This is a genomic window from Polynucleobacter brandtiae, from assembly GCF_002797575.1.
In the GTDB taxonomy this organism is placed as follows: Bacteria; Pseudomonadota; Gammaproteobacteria; order Burkholderiales; family Burkholderiaceae; genus Polynucleobacter; species Polynucleobacter brandtiae.
This window is the reverse complement of the sequence record NZ_PGTX01000003.1, coordinates 357,325-374,369: the sequence shown is the minus strand read 5'-3', so window position 1 is coordinate 374,369 and position 17,045 is coordinate 357,325. Positions and strand designations below refer to the sequence as shown.

General features: G+C 44.1%; 23 protein-coding genes. 15 read left to right on the top strand and 8 right to left on the bottom strand.

All coding sequences use genetic code 11. The annotated features are described in order from the left end of the window. Window positions 1-99 precede the first annotated feature (99 nt). Together B0G85_RS07975 and B0G85_RS07970 are read right to left on the bottom strand one after the other, a co-directional pair. Window positions 100-408: a helix-turn-helix domain-containing protein gene (locus B0G85_RS07975; RefSeq protein ID WP_100379910.1), complete on the bottom strand. Its 309-nt coding sequence runs from the start codon at window positions 406-408 to the stop codon at window positions 100-102. Next, on the bottom strand, window positions 405-728 hold the full coding sequence (locus B0G85_RS07970) for a type II toxin-antitoxin system RelE/ParE family toxin (RefSeq protein WP_100379909.1): 324 nt from the start codon (window positions 726-728) through the stop codon (window positions 405-407). Before B0G85_RS07970 ends, B0G85_RS07975 begins: the two co-directional genes overlap by 4 nt. 228 nt (window positions 729-956) lie before the next feature. On the opposite strand from B0G85_RS07970, the gene B0G85_RS07965 reads away from it, so the two are divergent. The 13 genes from B0G85_RS07965 (at window position 957) to B0G85_RS07905 (ending at window position 12,075) form a co-directional block, all read left to right on the top strand. Further along, window positions 957-1,199, top strand: a complete 243-nt coding sequence (locus B0G85_RS07965; protein ID WP_100379908.1) for a type II toxin-antitoxin system Phd/YefM family antitoxin — start codon at window positions 957-959, stop codon at window positions 1,197-1,199. Next, window positions 1,193-1,459 carry a Txe/YoeB family addiction module toxin gene (locus B0G85_RS07960; RefSeq protein WP_232725990.1) on the top strand — a complete coding sequence of 89 codons (267 nt, stop codon included), beginning with the start codon at window positions 1,193-1,195 and terminating at the stop codon, window positions 1,457-1,459. The genes B0G85_RS07965 and B0G85_RS07960 overlap by 7 nt, the downstream gene beginning before the upstream one ends. A gap of 449 nt (window positions 1,460-1,908) precedes the next feature. Next, the gene (locus tag B0G85_RS07955) at window positions 1,909-3,207 is read left to right on the top strand and encodes a serine hydrolase domain-containing protein (RefSeq protein WP_100379907.1); all 1,299 of its coding nucleotides are present in this window, start codon (window positions 1,909-1,911) and stop codon (window positions 3,205-3,207) included. A 155-nt stretch (window positions 3,208-3,362) separates the two neighbouring features. After that, entirely contained in the window at window positions 3,363-3,701 is a 339-nt protein-coding gene (locus B0G85_RS07950; RefSeq protein ID WP_157799300.1) for a c-type cytochrome, read from the top strand. A gap of 193 nt (window positions 3,702-3,894) precedes the next feature. Then, on the top strand, window positions 3,895-4,899 hold the full coding sequence (locus B0G85_RS07945) for a sulfurtransferase (protein WP_100379905.1): 1,005 nt from the start codon (window positions 3,895-3,897) through the stop codon (window positions 4,897-4,899). 102 nt (window positions 4,900-5,001) lie between these two features. Further along, window positions 5,002-5,880 (top strand): DMT family transporter, encoded by an 879-nt coding sequence (locus B0G85_RS07940; RefSeq protein WP_232725989.1) that lies wholly within the window; start codon window positions 5,002-5,004, stop codon window positions 5,878-5,880. Window positions 5,881-6,102: 222 nt separating this feature from the next. Continuing rightward, on the top strand, window positions 6,103-7,428 hold the full coding sequence (locus B0G85_RS07935) for a cytochrome ubiquinol oxidase subunit I (protein ID WP_100379903.1): 1,326 nt from the start codon (window positions 6,103-6,105) through the stop codon (window positions 7,426-7,428). Further along, on the top strand, window positions 7,425-8,441 hold the full coding sequence (locus B0G85_RS07930; RefSeq protein WP_100379902.1) for a cytochrome d ubiquinol oxidase subunit II: 1,017 nt from the start codon (window positions 7,425-7,427) through the stop codon (window positions 8,439-8,441). Before B0G85_RS07935 ends, B0G85_RS07930 begins: the two co-directional genes overlap by 4 nt. 80 nt (window positions 8,442-8,521) lie before the next feature. Next, window positions 8,522-9,205, top strand: coding sequence for a haloacid dehalogenase type II (locus B0G85_RS07925; RefSeq protein ID WP_100379901.1), 684 nt, complete (start codon window positions 8,522-8,524; stop codon window positions 9,203-9,205). A gap of 440 nt (window positions 9,206-9,645) precedes the next feature. Continuing rightward, window positions 9,646-10,200, top strand: a complete 555-nt coding sequence (locus B0G85_RS07920) for a peroxiredoxin (RefSeq protein ID WP_100379900.1) — start codon at window positions 9,646-9,648, stop codon at window positions 10,198-10,200. Window positions 10,201-10,315: 115 nt separating this feature from the next. Then, window positions 10,316-10,837, top strand: coding sequence for a superoxide dismutase family protein (locus tag B0G85_RS07915; RefSeq protein ID WP_100379899.1), 522 nt, complete (start codon window positions 10,316-10,318; stop codon window positions 10,835-10,837). Window positions 10,838-11,000: 163 nt separating this feature from the next. Then, window positions 11,001-11,753: a transporter substrate-binding domain-containing protein gene (locus B0G85_RS07910; RefSeq protein ID WP_100379898.1), complete on the top strand. Its 753-nt coding sequence runs from the start codon at window positions 11,001-11,003 to the stop codon at window positions 11,751-11,753. Between the two features lie 82 nt (window positions 11,754-11,835). Continuing rightward, on the top strand, window positions 11,836-12,075 hold the full coding sequence (locus tag B0G85_RS07905; RefSeq protein ID WP_100379897.1) for an Hc1-related histone H1-like protein: 240 nt from the start codon (window positions 11,836-11,838) through the stop codon (window positions 12,073-12,075). Window positions 12,076-12,119: 44 nt separating this feature from the next. Here the strand turns inward: B0G85_RS07905 and B0G85_RS07900 are convergent, their stop codons facing one another. The 4 genes from B0G85_RS07900 to B0G85_RS07885 are packed head-to-tail and all read right to left on the bottom strand — an operon-like array spanning window position 12,120 to window position 13,975. Beyond that, complete coding sequence (locus tag B0G85_RS07900; RefSeq protein WP_100379896.1) at window positions 12,120-12,764, bottom strand: histidine phosphatase family protein; 645 nt, start codon at window positions 12,762-12,764, stop codon at window positions 12,120-12,122. A gap of 27 nt (window positions 12,765-12,791) precedes the next feature. Then, on the bottom strand, window positions 12,792-13,187 hold the full coding sequence (locus B0G85_RS07895) for a GNAT family N-acetyltransferase (protein WP_100379895.1): 396 nt from the start codon (window positions 13,185-13,187) through the stop codon (window positions 12,792-12,794). Beyond that, entirely contained in the window at window positions 13,184-13,693 is a 510-nt protein-coding gene (locus B0G85_RS07890) for a sulfurase (protein WP_100379894.1), read from the bottom strand. Before B0G85_RS07890 ends, B0G85_RS07895 begins: the two co-directional genes overlap by 4 nt. A gap of 54 nt (window positions 13,694-13,747) precedes the next feature. Further along, window positions 13,748-13,975, bottom strand: a complete 228-nt coding sequence (locus B0G85_RS07885; protein ID WP_100379893.1) for a hypothetical protein — start codon at window positions 13,973-13,975, stop codon at window positions 13,748-13,750. 126 nt (window positions 13,976-14,101) lie between these two features. Here B0G85_RS07885 and B0G85_RS07880 point away from each other — a divergent pair, with 126 nt between their 5' ends. Further along, the gene (locus B0G85_RS07880; protein WP_100379892.1) at window positions 14,102-14,329 is read left to right on the top strand and encodes a DUF2798 domain-containing protein; all 228 of its coding nucleotides are present in this window, start codon (window positions 14,102-14,104) and stop codon (window positions 14,327-14,329) included. Window positions 14,330-14,340: 11 nt separating this feature from the next. After that, window positions 14,341-14,589 (top strand): hypothetical protein, encoded by a 249-nt coding sequence (locus B0G85_RS07875; RefSeq protein ID WP_100379891.1) that lies wholly within the window; start codon window positions 14,341-14,343, stop codon window positions 14,587-14,589. Window positions 14,590-14,591: 2 nt separating this feature from the next. Here the strand turns inward: B0G85_RS07875 and B0G85_RS07870 are convergent, their stop codons facing one another. Next, entirely contained in the window at window positions 14,592-16,211 is a 1,620-nt protein-coding gene (locus B0G85_RS07870; RefSeq protein WP_100379890.1) for a peptide chain release factor 3, read from the bottom strand. Window positions 16,212-16,270: 59 nt separating this feature from the next. Next, window positions 16,271-17,008: a pseudouridine synthase gene (locus B0G85_RS07865; protein WP_100379889.1), complete on the bottom strand. Its 738-nt coding sequence runs from the start codon at window positions 17,006-17,008 to the stop codon at window positions 16,271-16,273. Window positions 17,009-17,045: the final 37 nt, after the last annotated feature.

Below are 17,045 nucleotides of genomic sequence, written 5' to 3'. Positions count from 1 at the left end.
CAGGCATCCTGGGCCGTGGTCGATTCCGCCTCGGGCCACTAAGAAATACCAAAACCACCTTAGGGTGGTTTTTTCATTTTGGCAGGCGGATGAAGTTTTTTAAACTAAGTGAAGCTCAACCCTTTTACCTAAGGCCGCCGCATACTTTCTGAGAGTACTTAAGCTTGGTGAATGTTTTCCAGTGGCTAAAGCACTCTCAAGTCTAGCGATGGCAGGTGCCTGTGTTCCCATACGTTTAGCAATTTGAGCTTGAGAAAGCCCCGCCTCTTTTCTGGCTGCAAGAATCTCATCCAAAATGGCGAACTCCTCACGATTGAGCTTATCCACCTCTGCTTTAACGGCTGAATTCTTGAGCATCTTGCTGACCATTTGTTTGTGGGTCAGAGGCTTGGTAATTTTTAATGTCATTTCTTTAACTCCTTCATGCGTTGCTTCGCAATTTTTAATTCTTTCTCTGGCGTCTTTTGGGTTTTCTTAATAAAACAGTGAAGCATGACAATTTCTTGCCCTACCATCGTACAAAAGAAAACCCTCGCAATACCTTCAGCACCTTTAAGTCTTAGTTCAAATAAGCCGCCACCAAAAGCATCGGTATGCGGTAATCCTAAATTAGGGCCATGCTCCATCATTCGATCAGTTAAGCCAATATAGCGTGCTTGCAGTGTGACTGGCAAACCCATAATTTTAACTTGTACATCTGCGTTGTAATAAGTAATGAAATAAGCCACAAATGATCATAACAAATTTGTTACTATCATGCAAGTGTAAAATTTTTGCTGACTGAATAGTTAAGAAACAGAGTGAGACATCCTCAGTCCTTGGTCGATTCCGCCCCGGGCCACCAAACTCAAATAATGCCCTGCTTCGTGCAGGGTACTTTCTTTTGGTTGGGTAGATGAGATGACTATTTGACAAAGCGTACGCTTTTACGTACTATTTTGAAAAGGAGTGAAATCATGACCACAATAACCGCAAGTGAAGCTCGAGCTAGTCTCTATCGTTTGATTGATCAAGCGGCAGAGTCACATAAGCCAGTAGTCATCTCTGGTAAGCGAGCAAATGCTGTTTTAGTTTCCGAAGAAGATTGGAGTGCTATTCAGGAGACGCTTTATCTATTAGCAATTCCAGGAATGCGTGAGTCAATTAAAGACGCAATGGCTGAGCCTATTGCTAAAAGTAAAAGGGCATTGAAGTGGTGACTTGGAATTTAGCGTATTCCAAATATGCCATTAAGGATGCTAAAAAACTATCTGCCGCGGGACTGAGAGATAAAGCCCAGGCTTTATTGGATATTTTAGAAGTGGACCCTCTTCAAAATCCACCACCTTATGAGAAGTTGGTAGGCGATCTAAAAGGCGCTTACTCACGCAGAATTAATATTCAACACCGCTTAGTTTATGAAATTTTGCGCAAGGAGAAGGCGGTTCGAATCTTAAGAATGTGGACTCACTACGAATAGTAGTAGGTCTTAGTCTCATGGCAAATGAAGACATCCTCGACTTTGGTAGATTCCGCTCCGGGCCACCAAGAATAACGAAGCTCTCAGAAATGAGGGCTTTTTATTTCCGTATACCCTACGGACACCCCTCCACCATCTAGCGGTTGTACAGTTTTTTGTGCTGATGTATTCCTATTCTAGGATTTTGAATGCTGTGATTGCCGGCATACCTGACCTCTACAGTAACTCTGCTGAAGCTGTATTGGTTTAGACGATAACCTCACTATTTATTCCGCATGGCAGTAATGCTTACCAATTCTCCATAGAGGCTTTACTTACACTTCACCTATTTAAAAAGAGTTGTTAAGGAATGACTTATATAGCTATGGGGAAACTAGTCCAGATTTAACAGAATTTGTATTAAGATTGAATCCTATAAGAAAATAATTAAAAATATTTTGGGAGTCCGTATGAAAAAATTATCCTTACATAGTGCTTTAACGGCCTTTTTTATTGGTACCGCTGGCATCGTTGGGCTTACAGCTGGCTCATTAGTAAGGGCGCAGAGTGTGAGGCCTCCACTCCCAATCGCTGCAGGCCAAGGTTTTTCTCAAGAGGGCTTAAAGCGAATTGATAATTTCTTTGCGGAACAAATTGCAAGCAATCAAATGCCGGGCGCTGTTTTAGCTGTAGCAAAAAATGGCAAACTCAGTATCTATAAACCTTACGGATATATGGATAAGGCTGCCCAAAAGCCAATGCCTACAGATGCGATATTTAATCTAGCATCCATGACAAAGGTCATGGCAACAGTTGGAGCATTGACATTCTACGAAGAAGGTAATTTACCTCTAAATGCCCCAATTTCTGATTGGCTTCCGCAGTTTAAGAGTATGAAAGTAGGTCATGTCGATGCAGAGGGTAAGTTGACTACTACACCGGCGACTAATCCCATTACTATTCAAGATCTGATGCGCCATACTAATGGGCTTACCTATGGTGGTCGCGGATCTACGCCAATTCATAAATTCTATCCAGCTGGCTCAGCACCAGCAGCAATAAATTACTCTGCTGCTGACTTTATAGATAAGCTAGCTGCAGCACCATTACTGTATGAGCCCGGTACTAGTTGGGATTATGGTTTTGGTTTGGATGTCCTGGGCATTATTCAGGAAAAGATTGCTGGTAAGCCATTGGGCGCTGTCTTGCAAGAGCGTGTTTGGAGTAAGGTAGGCATGCCGAGTACTACTTTTCAGCTTGCTGATAAAGATCGCAATCGTTTGGCTCAGCCTTTGCCGATAGATCCTCTCAATGGCAAGTCACAACAGGTAGAGATACTCTCCAAACAAGTCAAGTTTGATTGCGGTGGATCGTGCGCCTATTCTACTGCTGGAGACTATGTGCGCTTTGGCCAGATGCTCCTCAACGGTGGAAGTCTGGATGGCAAGCGAGTACTCGGCCCACAAACTGTTGCATTTATGACCTCAAATCATCTAGATAAGGGTATTAAAAATAATGTGAGTGGCACAGAACCAGCCCGCTTGGGTTATGGTTTTGGCTTAGGTGTTGCCGTAAGAACAGAGCGAGGCCTTTCTGCAAACAATGGCAATGTGGGGGACTATTCATGGAATGGTGCCTACGGTACGATTTTTTTTGTTGACCCAAAAGAGCAAATGGTCGTTGTGATGATGGGTGTTGCTCCTGGCGAGATCCGGAAGATTCATCGCGAGAAGTTAAATGCTTTGATTTATGGCGCACTTGAGAAATAGTATTTACTGAGCCAAAGTAATTTTTTCTGTGGATAAGTGGCTATAGCTGGATAAAAATATTAATCGGCCACTCTACTCCGCCCCGAGCCACAATAAAGTTGAGCATGATCTAAATAAGATTGAGACTAATTCTAATGAAGCTATGTATAACCTTAATGATGCTCGCATTTTCCTCGGCGACGCTTGCTATAAGCGGCGAAGAAACTTATAAAAACCAATGTTTTAGCTGTCATGCTCAGGGTTTGAATAATGCGCCCAAATTAGGCGATGTTAAGAGGTGGTCTTCATTGATTAAAGAGGGGCAGGAACATATTACGGCCGATGGATATCATGGCGTAAAAGCAATGCCCCCTAAAGGCGGAAATCCTAATCTGAGCCTTGCTGATTTTGCTAACGCAGTTGTTTACATGGCAAATCAATCCGGCGGCCGCTGGGAAGAGCCCAATGCTGACATGCTAAAAAATATAGCAATGCGCATCTCCAAGAAAAAATAAAAAATTGAAGGCTATGATGGGTTTTCGGTTGACGACAGGCTATTTTCTGCTGAGCTTGCGGTCGTCCTTTTTAAGCCCAATCTGGGTTTAGTTCCCAAGTTAAGCGATCGTAGCCGCTAATACCGCGTAATATAGACTGAGATTGGATAAATATTATTTTATCCCTTAGCAAACCCGATTGATAAGGCCTCATATGCTCGCTTTCCTGAAAAAATATCTTGTATTACTAGCCTTAGTGCTACTGTCAGTAAATACTTTTGCACAAAAAAATGATGCTATTTTGAGTACAGATCAGGTGCAAAAAGCCATTGAGCGCGGAGCTATCTTGTGGGATGTTCGAGATGAGAAGAGTTATTTGCGCGGACATATACCGGGAGCTATAAACTTTGGAGAGGTAGGCCAAACCTTAAGAGATCCCAATAAGGAAGACTACATACCAATTGAGCAAATACAAAAATTGTTTAATGCTGCTGGCTTAGATATCAGTCGTGAGATAGTTGTGTATGGAGGGCGTGGTAATCCTTATGCTTATTTTGGCATGTACACCATCAATTATTTTGGTGGCAAACAAGCAGAAATTTATCACGATGGCATCGATGGTTGGAAATCTGCAGGACTTTCCATTTCAACAGAGCATCAAACTTTAGCGCCGGTTGCAATTACGCTTAAGGAGCAGCCTCAAATGAATGTAACTAATGCAGAAATGCAAAAGTTAATACAGGCAGGTCGCGCACAAATTATCGATGCACGTACACCTGATGAGTATGCGGGTAAAGATATCAGGGCTATTCGTGGCGGACATATTCCGAATGCCATCAACATTCCCTTTGAAGATAATTGGCAAGAGCCAGAGACAGCAATGAAGTTGAGTAAAAAGCAGGTTTCGGACAATGCTGGAATGGCTCTAAAAAGTACAGTGGATTTGAAAAAGCTGTACTCCAAACTAGACCCCGATAAAGAAACGGTAGTGTATTGCCAGAGCGGCGTTCGTGCTGCTGAGACTGCTGTTGTTCTTAAGAATCTCGGCTTTAAGAAGGTGAAGGTGTATGACTCATCTTGGCTTGGATGGGGAAATAATCTTCAGGCCCCTGTGGCTGAGGAGACCTTTCTTAATGTTGGTGCTCTGAATGCCAAAATTGCAGCTTTGCAAGGTAAGATCACCCAGCTAGAGGAAGCCCTAAAGACAAAAAATAATTGAATTTTCAATGACATTAGGTTAGTGAGCCCTCTAAAAGTGAGGGCTTTTTAATGCCTTCCTCACCAGTGCATATAATTTCTTAAACAATAAATAAGGGTGCAAGTGAATAACGAAAGCAAGGGTATGCTGATTGGGTTCATCGGCATTCTCATCTTTAGCTTAACCTTGCCGGTCAGTAAGATTGCTGTTTTAAGTTTCGACCCTTATTTCATTGCATTCGGAAGGGCGGCATTAGCAGGTCTAGTGGCCTTGGCTTATCTTTTATTTAAAGAAGAGGCTATGCCTAGTAAGGTTGATCTTGTGAAGTGTGGCGTAATTGCTCTAGGCGTTGTTTTTGGGTTCCCAATTTTCACCACTGTAGCGATGACGCAGGGCTCATCCTCCCATGGTGCTGTGATCCTAGGCATGATGCCCCTAGCGACTACCGTTATTGGGGTGATTCGATTTAAAGAGCGACCCTCCTTAGGGTTTTGGTTGGTCTCGTTACTAGGTGCTGCCATTGTCATGACTTATGCGGTAATAAAAAATGCCGGTGGGTTTACTCGCGTAGACATTTTATTAGTGCTTGGTGGCATCTCTGCCTGTATAGGGTACGTTGAGGGGGGCGAGCTATCCAGAAAGATGAATCCAAGAGCAGTCATTTCATGGGCATTGGTTATTTCACTGCCAATCAACCTGGTGGTAGCGTATTACTTATTTGACCAGGCATACACGAGCGCTGGAAGCGCTGCCTGGCTCAGTTTTATTTACCTAAGTCTATTTCCTATGTTTTTAGGTTTCTTCTTTTGGTACGAAGGCTTGGCTATGGGCGGCATTGCCCGCGTAAGTCAAGTACAGTTAATCCAACCTTTTTGTACGCTTCTGGCCGCCAGTGTTTTGTTGGGGGACTCTCTGACTTGGACGAATCTTTTATTTGCGGCGCTAGTCGTTTCTACCGTAATCTTAGGAAAAAAGATGCTGGTAAAACGTAGTCCTTCATGAATTTTTAATTGATGGGAGAAGATAAAAAACATTTTGGGCTTGAGTAGCAAATAGCAAACAGCAAAGAGTAAATCAACACTAGCTTAAGGGCCCGCGCATAAGAGGGGGCTTTCTTTTTGCCCCACTTTAATCCTGAGGAAAAAGGTCGGCATTAAGAAAGGCCACATTTCAAGTGGGCGAGGACTACACTGAATACTCATTTGACCGTTAGGTTGCTTAAAAATGTTAGATACCCTCGTTCTCAGCCGCATTCAATTTGCTAGCAATATTACTTTTCATATTTTATTTCCAACGATTACGATCGCTTTAGGGTGGTTTCTGTTCTATTTCAAGCTGAAGTTTATTCGTACTAATGATGCAGTTTGGAACGATGCTTATAAATTTTGGGTGAAAGTCTTTGCCTTAACTTTTGCACTGGGTGTCGTCAGTGGCATCACAATGAGCTTTCAGTTTGGAACAAATTGGCCTGGCTATATGAAAACTGTAGGCAATGTTGCCGGCCCTTTGCTGGCGTATGAAGTGTTGACGGCATTTTTTCTAGAGGCTACCTTTCTGGGCGTAATGTTATTTGGAAGCAACCGCGTAAGCCAAAAGACACACTTAGTCGCTTCTTTTTTGGTTGCTTTTGGTACCAGCCTGTCAGCCTTTTGGATCATCGTCTTAAACTCGTGGATGCAAACACCACAGGGTTACAGCATCATAAATGGGATCGTGCATGCAGATAGTTGGATGGAAATTATCTTTAATCCATCAATGCCTTATCGATTAGCGCATATGATGACAGCCTCATTCTTGACAGCAGCATTTTTTGTTGCCGGAATATCGGCTTATCGATCTCTCAGAGGATCAAGTTCAGCAGCCAATGCATTGACACTGAAGTTTGCCGTAACCGTTGCGGCTGCTTTAATTCCAGTGCAGATTTTGTTGGGCGATATGCATGGGCAAAATACTCTGGAATATCAGCCGGCAAAGTTAGCTGCAATGGAGGGTATTTGGGAGACATCCAAAAACGTTCCTGCAGTATTGTTTGCCATTCCAGATGCATCTACTAAATCTAATTTATATGAGATTGCAATTCCGAATTTGGCTTCACTCTACTTAACGCACTCTTGGGATGGTGAAGTCAAGGGCTTAGATGCGTTTGGCAAGGATATCCCTCCTGTACTGCCAATATTCTTTGCATTTCGAATCATGGTGGGTGTGGGAGTGTTGATGCTACTTATTTCTTGGGTAAGTTATTGGCGGATGAGGGGTCGATATGAGTTGCCAAAGTATCTCAAGATTGCATTAGTGGGAATGACCTTTTCAGGATGGGTTGCAGTAGTTTCGGGATGGTATGTGACTGAGATCGGAAGACAGCCATTTTTAGTTAGTGGTGTTTTGAGAACGGTGGATGCGGTGACCACCGTCTCTAACTCCATGGTATTTAGTACTTTGTTTATGTATCTACTGCTTTACGTAGGCTTGCTTAGTGCTTATATCTGGATCGTTTTCTATATGGCTAGAAAAGCAGATTTACCAGAAGCAACATTGGGGAATGCGACATGATGAATTTAGACTACTCACTCGCTAGCAATTGGTTGCCATTATTCTTTTTTGGCGCCATGGGGGTTTCATTCCTACTGTATGTCGTCTTAGATGGCTACGATCTTGGTGTTGGCATTCTGTTGCGCCGAGCCGGGGATGAGGATAAAGATGTCATGATTTCCTCTATCGGCCCTTTTTGGGATGCTAATGAAACCTGGCTTGTATTGGCGGTGGGCCTGCTTCTAGTGGCCTTTCCCTATGCTCATGGGGTAATTCTTACAGAGCTGTATTTGCCAGCAGCCCTAATGTTAATGGGACTAATCTTACGGGGCGTTTCTTTTGACTTCAGGGTTAAAGTCAATATTGAGCAAAAGCCTTTATGGAATTTTTTATTCTATTTTGGAAGTCTCGTAGCCTCTTTAATGCAGGGAATCATGATTGGTAGAGTAATTATTGGTTTTGAGTCCGGCTGGCAGGGCTGGCTTTTCTCATTATTCGTAGCCTTGTTTTTGCCGATTGGCTATTCATTATTGGGCGCTTGTTGGCTGATTATGAAAACAGAAGGTGCGCTACAGAAAAAAGCGGTTCAGTGGGCTAAGGGATCATTGTGGTTAAGTGCATGTGGTATTGCATTAGTCTCCATTGCAACCCCTTGGTTTAGTCCAGAAATTTTTCACAAATGGTTTACTTTCCCTGCCTTCTATTGGCTAATGCCGATTCCGATTGCCACCGGCCTGCTATTTATTTTGATGCATCAGATTTTGTTTAATTTTGACCATAATCACTATCATGCCCAATGGATCCCATTTGTATCTACGGTAGGTATTTTTTGGTTGGCTTTATTAGGAATTGCCTATAGCCTATTCCCATACTTGGTAATGGATCAGGTGACAATTTGGGAGGCTGCTGCCTCAACAGATTCTTTGTGGATGATTTTTTGGGGCGCTGTAGTAGTACTTCCAATGATCCTTGCCTACACTGCTTATTCTTACAAAATTTTCTGGGGAAAAACTGAGGAGCTCACCTATCATTAATGTGCTTCTTTTGGCTTGAAAAGTTATTGGTAAGTAGTGCTTTGTTGTGAAAAAATAAAACATACGTATTGGAGACAAATTTGTACAAATTGATCGCCTTTGATGCCTACGGCACTTTATTTGATGTGTACTCTATGGGGCAGCTGGCTGAATCGATCTTTCCGGGCCAGGGAGAATCTCTTGCCATCATGTGGCGGGATCGTCAGATTGAATACACCCGCCTTGTCACTATGAGCGATCCCAACCCAGCGGGTAGTCAGTATTACTTGCCCTTCTGGGAGTTGACGATTCGTTCATTGCGCTATGTATGTAAGAGGATGAAGCTAGACTTAAATACAGCCACTGAGAATCGTTTAATGGATCAGTACGCTAAGCTTACTGCGTTTGAAGATAGCCTTTCAGTATTAAAGCAACTTAAGGAACTGGGAATGGCGACGGCTATTCTCTCTAACGGTAGTCGTGAAATGCTTGAGACAGTTGTACAGAGCAATCATCTTAAGCCTTATCTAGATCAAGTAGTTACCGTTGAAGAGGTAAAGCTTTTTAAGACGGCGCCGCAGAGTTACCAACTCTTATTGGATGCTTTTTCAGTCAAAAAAGACGAAATACTATTTGTATCGAGTAATGCTTGGGATGCGGTAGGCGCCTCTTGGTTTGGTTTGGATGTTTTCTGGGTTAATCGCCAAGGCTTGCCTTTTGAAGAGATTGGTAACAAGCCTAATTTCGAGGGCAACTCTTTATCAAAAGTGTTGGAGATTTTTTAAAGCGACTCCGTAGGTTGAGGGACACATATCCTCAAGGTACTCAAGGCGCTCAAGGTACACCCGTGTTTTAATGAGTCAAGATGGCTTATCAGAGGCCGATCGACAGCGGGTGAAGAATGACTTTTGGGGTGAGCATCAAGGTAGCGCTAAGGACAAAGCTAGCGCATCAAAAAACTGACATGCCCAAGCAATCATGTATATTTTTGTAAAAAACAGCAACGTTCAACTTATGCCAAAATTCTGTAAATAAGACGAAGAGAGCCGAATGAAAAATATCCTTAAGCCATTTGCCGTACTTTTGGCATCCATAGCGTTGTCAGCGTGCTCTGCAAGTAGCACTTCGCCGATAGGTGTAAATTGCGACTACGCACAAGAAAAGCCCTTAAGGGATATGCCCTTAGCTTGCCAAGGCAGATGAGTTATTTTAAAAGGAGCCGTGCTTGATTGATTTATCCAAAACCCCAGATGATTTGCCGATCCCTTTGGACGATGGTGCCGCCAAGCATCTTATTGGTATGTCCTTGCCCAATATTACATTAGCCAGTACCAATGGAAAGTCTATTGCACTTGCTTCATATCCCCAGTTTTTAGTGATTTACTGTTATCCAATGACTGGGCAGCCTAATGTGCCATTGCCAGAAGGTTGGGATCAGATCCCTGGCGCCCGTGGATGCACCCCTCAAAGCTGCTCATTTAGGGATCATTATCAAGAATTAAAAGCTTTAAATGCGGATGTGTTGGGTCTTAGTGCTCAAACTACCGAGTACCAAAAAGAAATGGCGAGCAGACTCCATTTGCCATTCCCGGTGGTCAGTGACGCAGATTTTCAGTTGCAGAAAGCCTTAAATCTGCCCACTTTTACTGCCGCCGGAATGACCTTGCTAAAGCGGCTAACGATCATCGCCCAAGCTGGAAAAATTGTTGCGGTGCATTACCCTATCTTCCCTAGTGATAGTGATCCTGCATGGGTGATGGCTTATCTCCGAGGGCGCTAGTAGTTGCCCTGATTTGCGCATTCAGTACATAGTAATGTCAAGCTCAATGCCACAAAGTATGCAAGAATTGATTGGTATTTATAACAATGATTAATATTCAAGGAGAGCAACAAGTATGAAACCTATTTCTTTAGCTATCGGAGTGGCAGCAGTAATGTTGCTCGGTGCATGTCAATCTATGGAGCATGGTACTGGGCAAAAAGCATCTTCGACATTAGACCCTCGCTCTGGATCTAACACAAAAGGGACAGTCAATTTTGTATGGCAGGGCCATGACGTATTGGTTACTGGTAATTTTTCTGGACTCAAGCCGAATGCTGAGCAAGGATTTCATGTTCATGAAAAAGGGGATTGTTCAGCTCCAGATGCTACCAGTGCAGGCGGCCACTTCAACCCTGACACTAAGTATCACGGCATGCCAAACTCAGATGCAAGCCATGCAGGCGATATGCCTAATATAAAGTCTGATGCCAACGGAAATGCAGTGTATTCGGCGAAGCTGAGTGGATTTTCTGTGAGTACTGGATCAAACGGAATATTGGGAAGATCTGTTGTAATTCACCGCGACCCCGATGACTATAAGTCTCAACCAGCTGGCAACTCTGGACCTCGAATTGCTTGCGGATTAATTAAGTAACATACATCGTATTTGTATTTCAATTGATTGATGCTTTTAGAATAAACAAGCCCTCATTTGGGGGCTTGTTTCTTTAGTGCGTCCTTGATAACTTTGGCGCTCCAGATACCAGTCGTGACTGCTTTTCCACTAGGGCCCTGATCAGGAAATCGACTTATTACTTATGAAGAATATGCGCCTATTAGCCCTAGTCTTATTTATCACATTCACCTTGGGGGCCTGTTCTGATCAGGGCTCAAACAGTACCATTAAAGTTGCTGTATCCCCAACCATTCCACCAATGTTGTTTGAGAAGGATGGAAAATACACTGGCGTAGACCTAGAGATATTTGAGGGCTACTGCAAGTCACGTGGCTGCAGTTTTAAAATGACTGCCTATGATTGGCTGGGTATGTTAGGCGCTGTTTCGAGTGGGCAGGCAGATGTGGCTTTTTCAGGTATATCTATTACCGATAAACGCAAAGAGGCGATGGATTTTTCAAATCCTTATTTCATAAGCACTTGGCAGTTAATCGGATTGCAAAATCGCCACATTAAGATTAATGATTTATCTGATTTAAAAAAATACAGCATTGCATATCCAACGGGGAGTGTTTTTGATGATTACGTCAAAACAGTATTGCAGCCCAAGGGCTATTATTCAGTTGATCAAGTAAAGCTCTATCCTTCGCCCACAGAGGCGCTATTAGCATTACAAAATGGCTCTGTAGATTTAGTATTTGTCGATAGCGTCATGCTAGAGAGCTACCAAAAGTCTTTCAATTTACCGGTAAGTAGTAGTTACCAGGTGAATGGTTTCGATAATCTAGGCTTCGTTTTTAAAAAAGGATCTGCATTGCGGGATGACTTTAATTTATATTTAGCGGAGCTTGGCCCTGAAAAATTAAAAGTCATTATTGAGCGTTGGACAAAATAATCGCCTATTGAGCCTTGAATATGAGTTAAAGTTTGTATTACGTATATTACGCAGATTACTTCAATAATAAATAAGGATAAATATGTCTCACCACGACAACTTAATGGCCGCCTTCGAAACATACCAGGCAGAGAATGAAAAGTTTCACGGCAAGGGCATTAAAGCTTCGGCCGCTAGAGCGCGTAAAGCACTTCAAGAGATCGCTGGTTCTTGCAAAGAGCGCCGTAAAGAAATTACTGCTGAAAAAGAATCCCTCGAGGGCAAGCCAAAAGGTGAAGGCATGTCTCAGGATGCGGCACGTCACGCTCATATTCGAAAGTAGTCTTAGTGCTTCCGAAGAAAGCCGCCTATTAGGCGGCTTTTTTATTACAGATCAACGTTTTCGAGAGCGGGGCCCTCTAGATGGCTTGTGTCCCCCCAGCGCTCTACGGCCCAGCCAAACGCATTGTGGGTAATCCAGCTCAGCGAGGCATTGGGTACAGACACTTCCCTAGCTGAGTTTAAGGACTGCTTGCTAGCAATGCGATACATCATGTCCATGGTTCCGCCATGACTCACTATCAAAATAGTTTGTCCAGAATGCTTCTGTCCAATTTTTTCTAAGACACTTTTTACGCGAAATGCTAGCTGGGAAATACTTTCCCCACCCTCGAGTTCATGATCTTGTTCGCGAGCAAGATGGGCTTGCCAAACATGAGGCTGCTTTGAGGGGGCCTCGTCAATAGTGATGCCCTGAAGAACTCCAAAGTGGCGTTCACGTAAATCATGATCAGCGCTCATTGGCACATCAAAAACAGCTGCAATTGCGGCGGCTGTATCAGAAGCTCTTTTGAGATCGCTGGTGTACAACACATCGAACTTCAAGTGGGCTTTTTTAAGAGAGAGGGCAAGCTGTTGCGCTTGTAATTGACCTCTAGCATTTAAGGGGATGTCAGTATGGCCCTGAAGCCGTCTCTCGGTATTCCAGAATGTTTCGCCGTGGCGGATAAGACAAAAGCGCGTTGTAGTCATCCCTTAATCATATAAGAATTATTTTCTTTATTTTTTGAGTACCCAGGCGCGCGAGTGATGTTCAAACCCAATATGCTCATAATAAGTATTTGCCTTGGGTGCGGCCAATAAAACGATCATGCATTTAGGACCTAGCCTCATTTTCGTTTCTTCAATTAGTCGCTTGCCTATCCCTTGTTGTTGATAGGCCTCGTCTACAGCAAGGTCAGCCAAATAGGCGACATAAGAAAAGTCTGTGAGACTGCGACTGATGCCGATTAACTTTTCCGCATCCCAGGCGGTAATTAGTAGATTCGCATTCAGAAGCATATCGTTAAAGCTTGCGACATTGTCTACTGGGCGTCGTTCACCTAGAGTGGATCGCTCATACAGATCAATAGCCTGTTCAGCGCTGATAACGGCGCTATCGGAGTAAACAATCATAGCGAGTTTGGCCTAACAATACTTAGAGTATTTCCGCAAGAAAGCACTCCAGATTCATATGCCTCAGCCCTCAATCCACCTCTATTTTCAAATGCGTCAAGAAAATGTATTCTGCCCAATAGCTTGGCCGGTCTTTCGCAGGGCGTACATAATTCAATTCCTTTAAATTTAAGGCGGCCTAGGTAAAAAACGACCCCAACCAAATCATTTAGATCTTGAGCGGAGATATTTTGCATCACAATATTTCGACGTGTCTCAGCCTCTAAAAAGGGCTTTGATATTAAGTTCTTAAGTGCTTGATTTGCATCATCAATGCCTGAAGTGGCAATGAGGCTAATATGGCGAATTTTTGTAGGGATTGAGCCCGAAAATGCACCCTGGCTAGTGGCATAGCGGTCACCTTTGATTCCCTCCCCAGCAATAATTTCTGCAGAGGGAATTTGCAGCATCGCTTTTCCTGCAAAAGGCGCAATATAAATCGAGTGAATGTGGGGCAATAGCTTCATATTTAAAGCATATTACCCAAGAAAAAACCCCAAGGTACTTTTGGGGTCGATCTATTACGCTGCTGGTGCTGACTCTGTTGCTGCTGGGGTTGGAGCAGGGGCAACAGCTATCGGCCCTCTTTTGTTCAGGGCGCGCTGAATTTTGCCCTTTTCTTTAGGCTTGCTGCTGGAGTCAAGCAATTTTGTTAATTGCGCAGCATTGAGTGGGCCTAATCTGGCTTTACCAGTTTTAGTAAGCATGGAATCGTTTTTTCTATTTCTTTGATTTTGGCCGGCAGCCATATAGTTTTCCTAGGGAGTTGAAATGATGGATTTCTGAGTCTACTCAAAAACCCCCCTGACTAGGGCGCGGAATAGTGATCACGATTCAGAATAACAGCTAAGCCGTTCAAGCGCTATGATTACCGGATGCCTAATATTCCAAATCTTATTTTCGCGCTCATTATGGGTGCGTTAATGTCTTTCACTATTACATTGGTCACTACATTCGTGCGGGTAGGGTCAGCTGAGAATTTTCTATGGGTTTGGCTTGAAGTGTGGGTCTTTGCCTATCCTGTTGCCATAATAGGAATATTGGCCTTTCGGTCTTTTGCTAGCAAGCTCACTGCCAGAATTGTAGAAAAGTTAACACATTAGAAAGATTTAGGATGAAGCGTTTAATAATTTCGCTGTTGGTTTTAATGTTCGGCTTAAGTGCTTGTGCGGCAGTTTATACAGACGCATCAGATTCAGATCACGTCACTTTTTTCAATAGTGATGGCGCTTCTATTGCATCGTTAACTCAGCAAGCAAATGCTTATTGCGCTCAATATGGCAAGCTTGCCACCTTTAGAAAAAATGACACTGCCTTGGTAGCGGTATTTGATTGCCGTTTTGCTAACCAGGCACCGCGTTAAATTTAGCCAGATAGGTCGGATTGATAGATCAGGCCAGCATGCTCTCTTAAGGCATGGAACTGAATAGATTCCCAGCGCTGTTGGGCTACATCAAGCTCGGATTTGTGCGAAGCTAAAAAAACAGAGGCCCCTACAACATCTTCCGCGATGCGGTGGATATTTTCTTGAATGAATTTCTTTAATGCAACAGGATCATCAGAGCTAACCCAGCGTGCAAGGTTGTATCGTGCCGGTAGTAAGCGTACCTCAGCCCCATACTCGCTTTGTAGGCGGTGGCTAACAACTTCAAATTGAAGTTGTCCAAATGCACCCAGCAGCATTGTTCCACCCATCATGGGGCGAAACACTTGAATAGCGCCTTCTTCGCCTAGCTGCATGAGTCCTGTACGAAGCTGTTTAGAGCGCAAGGGATCAGCGGATTCAACCATGCGAAATATTTCAGGGGCAAAAAATGGTAAACCAGTAAATTGCAGCTGCTCTCCTTCAGTCAGCGTATCACCCAGTCTAAGCAGTCCATGGTTAGGCAGTCCAATGATGTCGCCTGGAAAGGCCTCATCCAAAATATCGCGACGTTGGGATAAAAATGAGAGCGCGTTATTCGTGCGCACCTCTTTACCATTGCGACAAATCTTGAGCTTCATGCTGCGTTTGAAATGCCCAGAGCAGATGCGTAAAAACGCAACGCGGTCACGATGCGCAGGATCCATATTGGCCTGAATTTTAAAGACCACCGCCGTGAATTTATTTTCAGCAGGGCTTACTTCTCTTTGTAGCGCTTTTCGGGATCCTGGTGAGGGCGCTAACTCAACCAGAGTATTTAGAATCTCTCTAACACCAAAGTTATTGATGGCAGAGCCAAAAAATACGGGCGACTGACGGCCCGCCAAAAATGCTTCACGGTTAAACGCGGGCATCGCATTCTTAATGAGCTCTACTTCGGCTAGTGCATTTTCTAGATCAGTGCCTAAGCGCTCTTTAAGGGCGGGATCATTAACATCAATAATGACGTGCGAATCTTCAGTGACACGATCTTCGCCGGATTTAAACATGCGCATTTGCATTTTGGCAATGTCGATTACGCCAGCAAAAGATCTTCCCATGCCTACTGGCCAGGTAAAAGGGACTACTTCAATGCCAAGCGCCGTTTCGATTTCATCCATGAGTTCCATGGGCGGTTTGACTTCGCGATCCATCTTATTAATAAAAGTCACGATAGGCGTATTTCTGGCGCGACAAACCTCTAGCAAGCGCAAGGTCTGTGACTCAACACCATTCGCGGCATCAATGACCATCAGCGCGGAGTCGACTGCAGTCAATACGCGATAGGTATCTTCTGAAAAATCTTGGTGTCCGGGGGTATCGAGCAAATTAATAATGCAGTCTCGATACTCCATTTGCATGACTGAGCTGGCAACAGAAATGCCCCGCTGCTTTTCTATCTCCATCCAGTCTGAAGTAGCATGTCTACTGGCTTTGCGTGCCTTTACGCTACCGGCAATTTGGATGGCGCCTGCGTACAGCAATAATTTTTCTGTGAGGGTGGTCTTTCCAGCATCTGGATGGGAGATGATGGCAAAGCTGCGACGCCTAAGGACTTCTGCGCCTGGAGTGCTGGTGGAGATGGTATCGATGGTAATTCTGCGCTTATTCTAGTAGACAGAATTATAAGCGGGCACCGTGTTTAAAACTGCTCATCGGGCCTGACAAAGCGCCATTTTCCAGGGGGGAGTGGCCCCAAGGAGAGACGCCCCATGCGAACCCGTTTTAGGCCAAGCACTTTTAGGCCGACCATTTCGCACATGCGACGAATCTGACGCTTACGGCCTTCCCGCAACACAAAACGGAGTTGATCCTCATTCTGCCAGCTCACTTGAGCGGGTTTAAGGGTGACCCCATCCAACTCAAGGCCATGCTTGAGGCGGTCCAAATCATCAAAAGAGAGCGCACCCTCTACTCGTACTAAGTATTCTTTTTCAATGGGGCTATTTTCCCCAATCAGGAGCTTGGCAATGCGACCGTCTTGCGTCAACACTAGCATTCCAGTGGAATCAATGTCTAGACGACCGGCAGGTGCAAGCCCTCGTGTATTAAAGCGAGGGCTGCGGCCCCTATCCAAGGGGCTAGGAAAGTAGTTTTCAGGGGTAATGAGGGATGCAGCGGGCTGATACTCCTGCTCATCATCAAAGTGCGAGATAAAGCCTACGGGTTTATTAAGAATCACCGTAATTCGAGATGCTTGCTGTACCTTGGCACCAGACTGCAGCTCAATCTTTTGATTGCGAAAGGCGCGCGAGCCTAGTTCACTGACAACTTCGCCGTCAACAGTCACTAAGCCCTGCTCAATATAGGAATCTGCCTCGCGACGAGAGCAAAGACCTAATTCTGATAAAAGCTTTGATACACGAACTTTTTCTTCCATCTTCACATTATCAGGCAAGTGCCTTATTTAGGTCTAC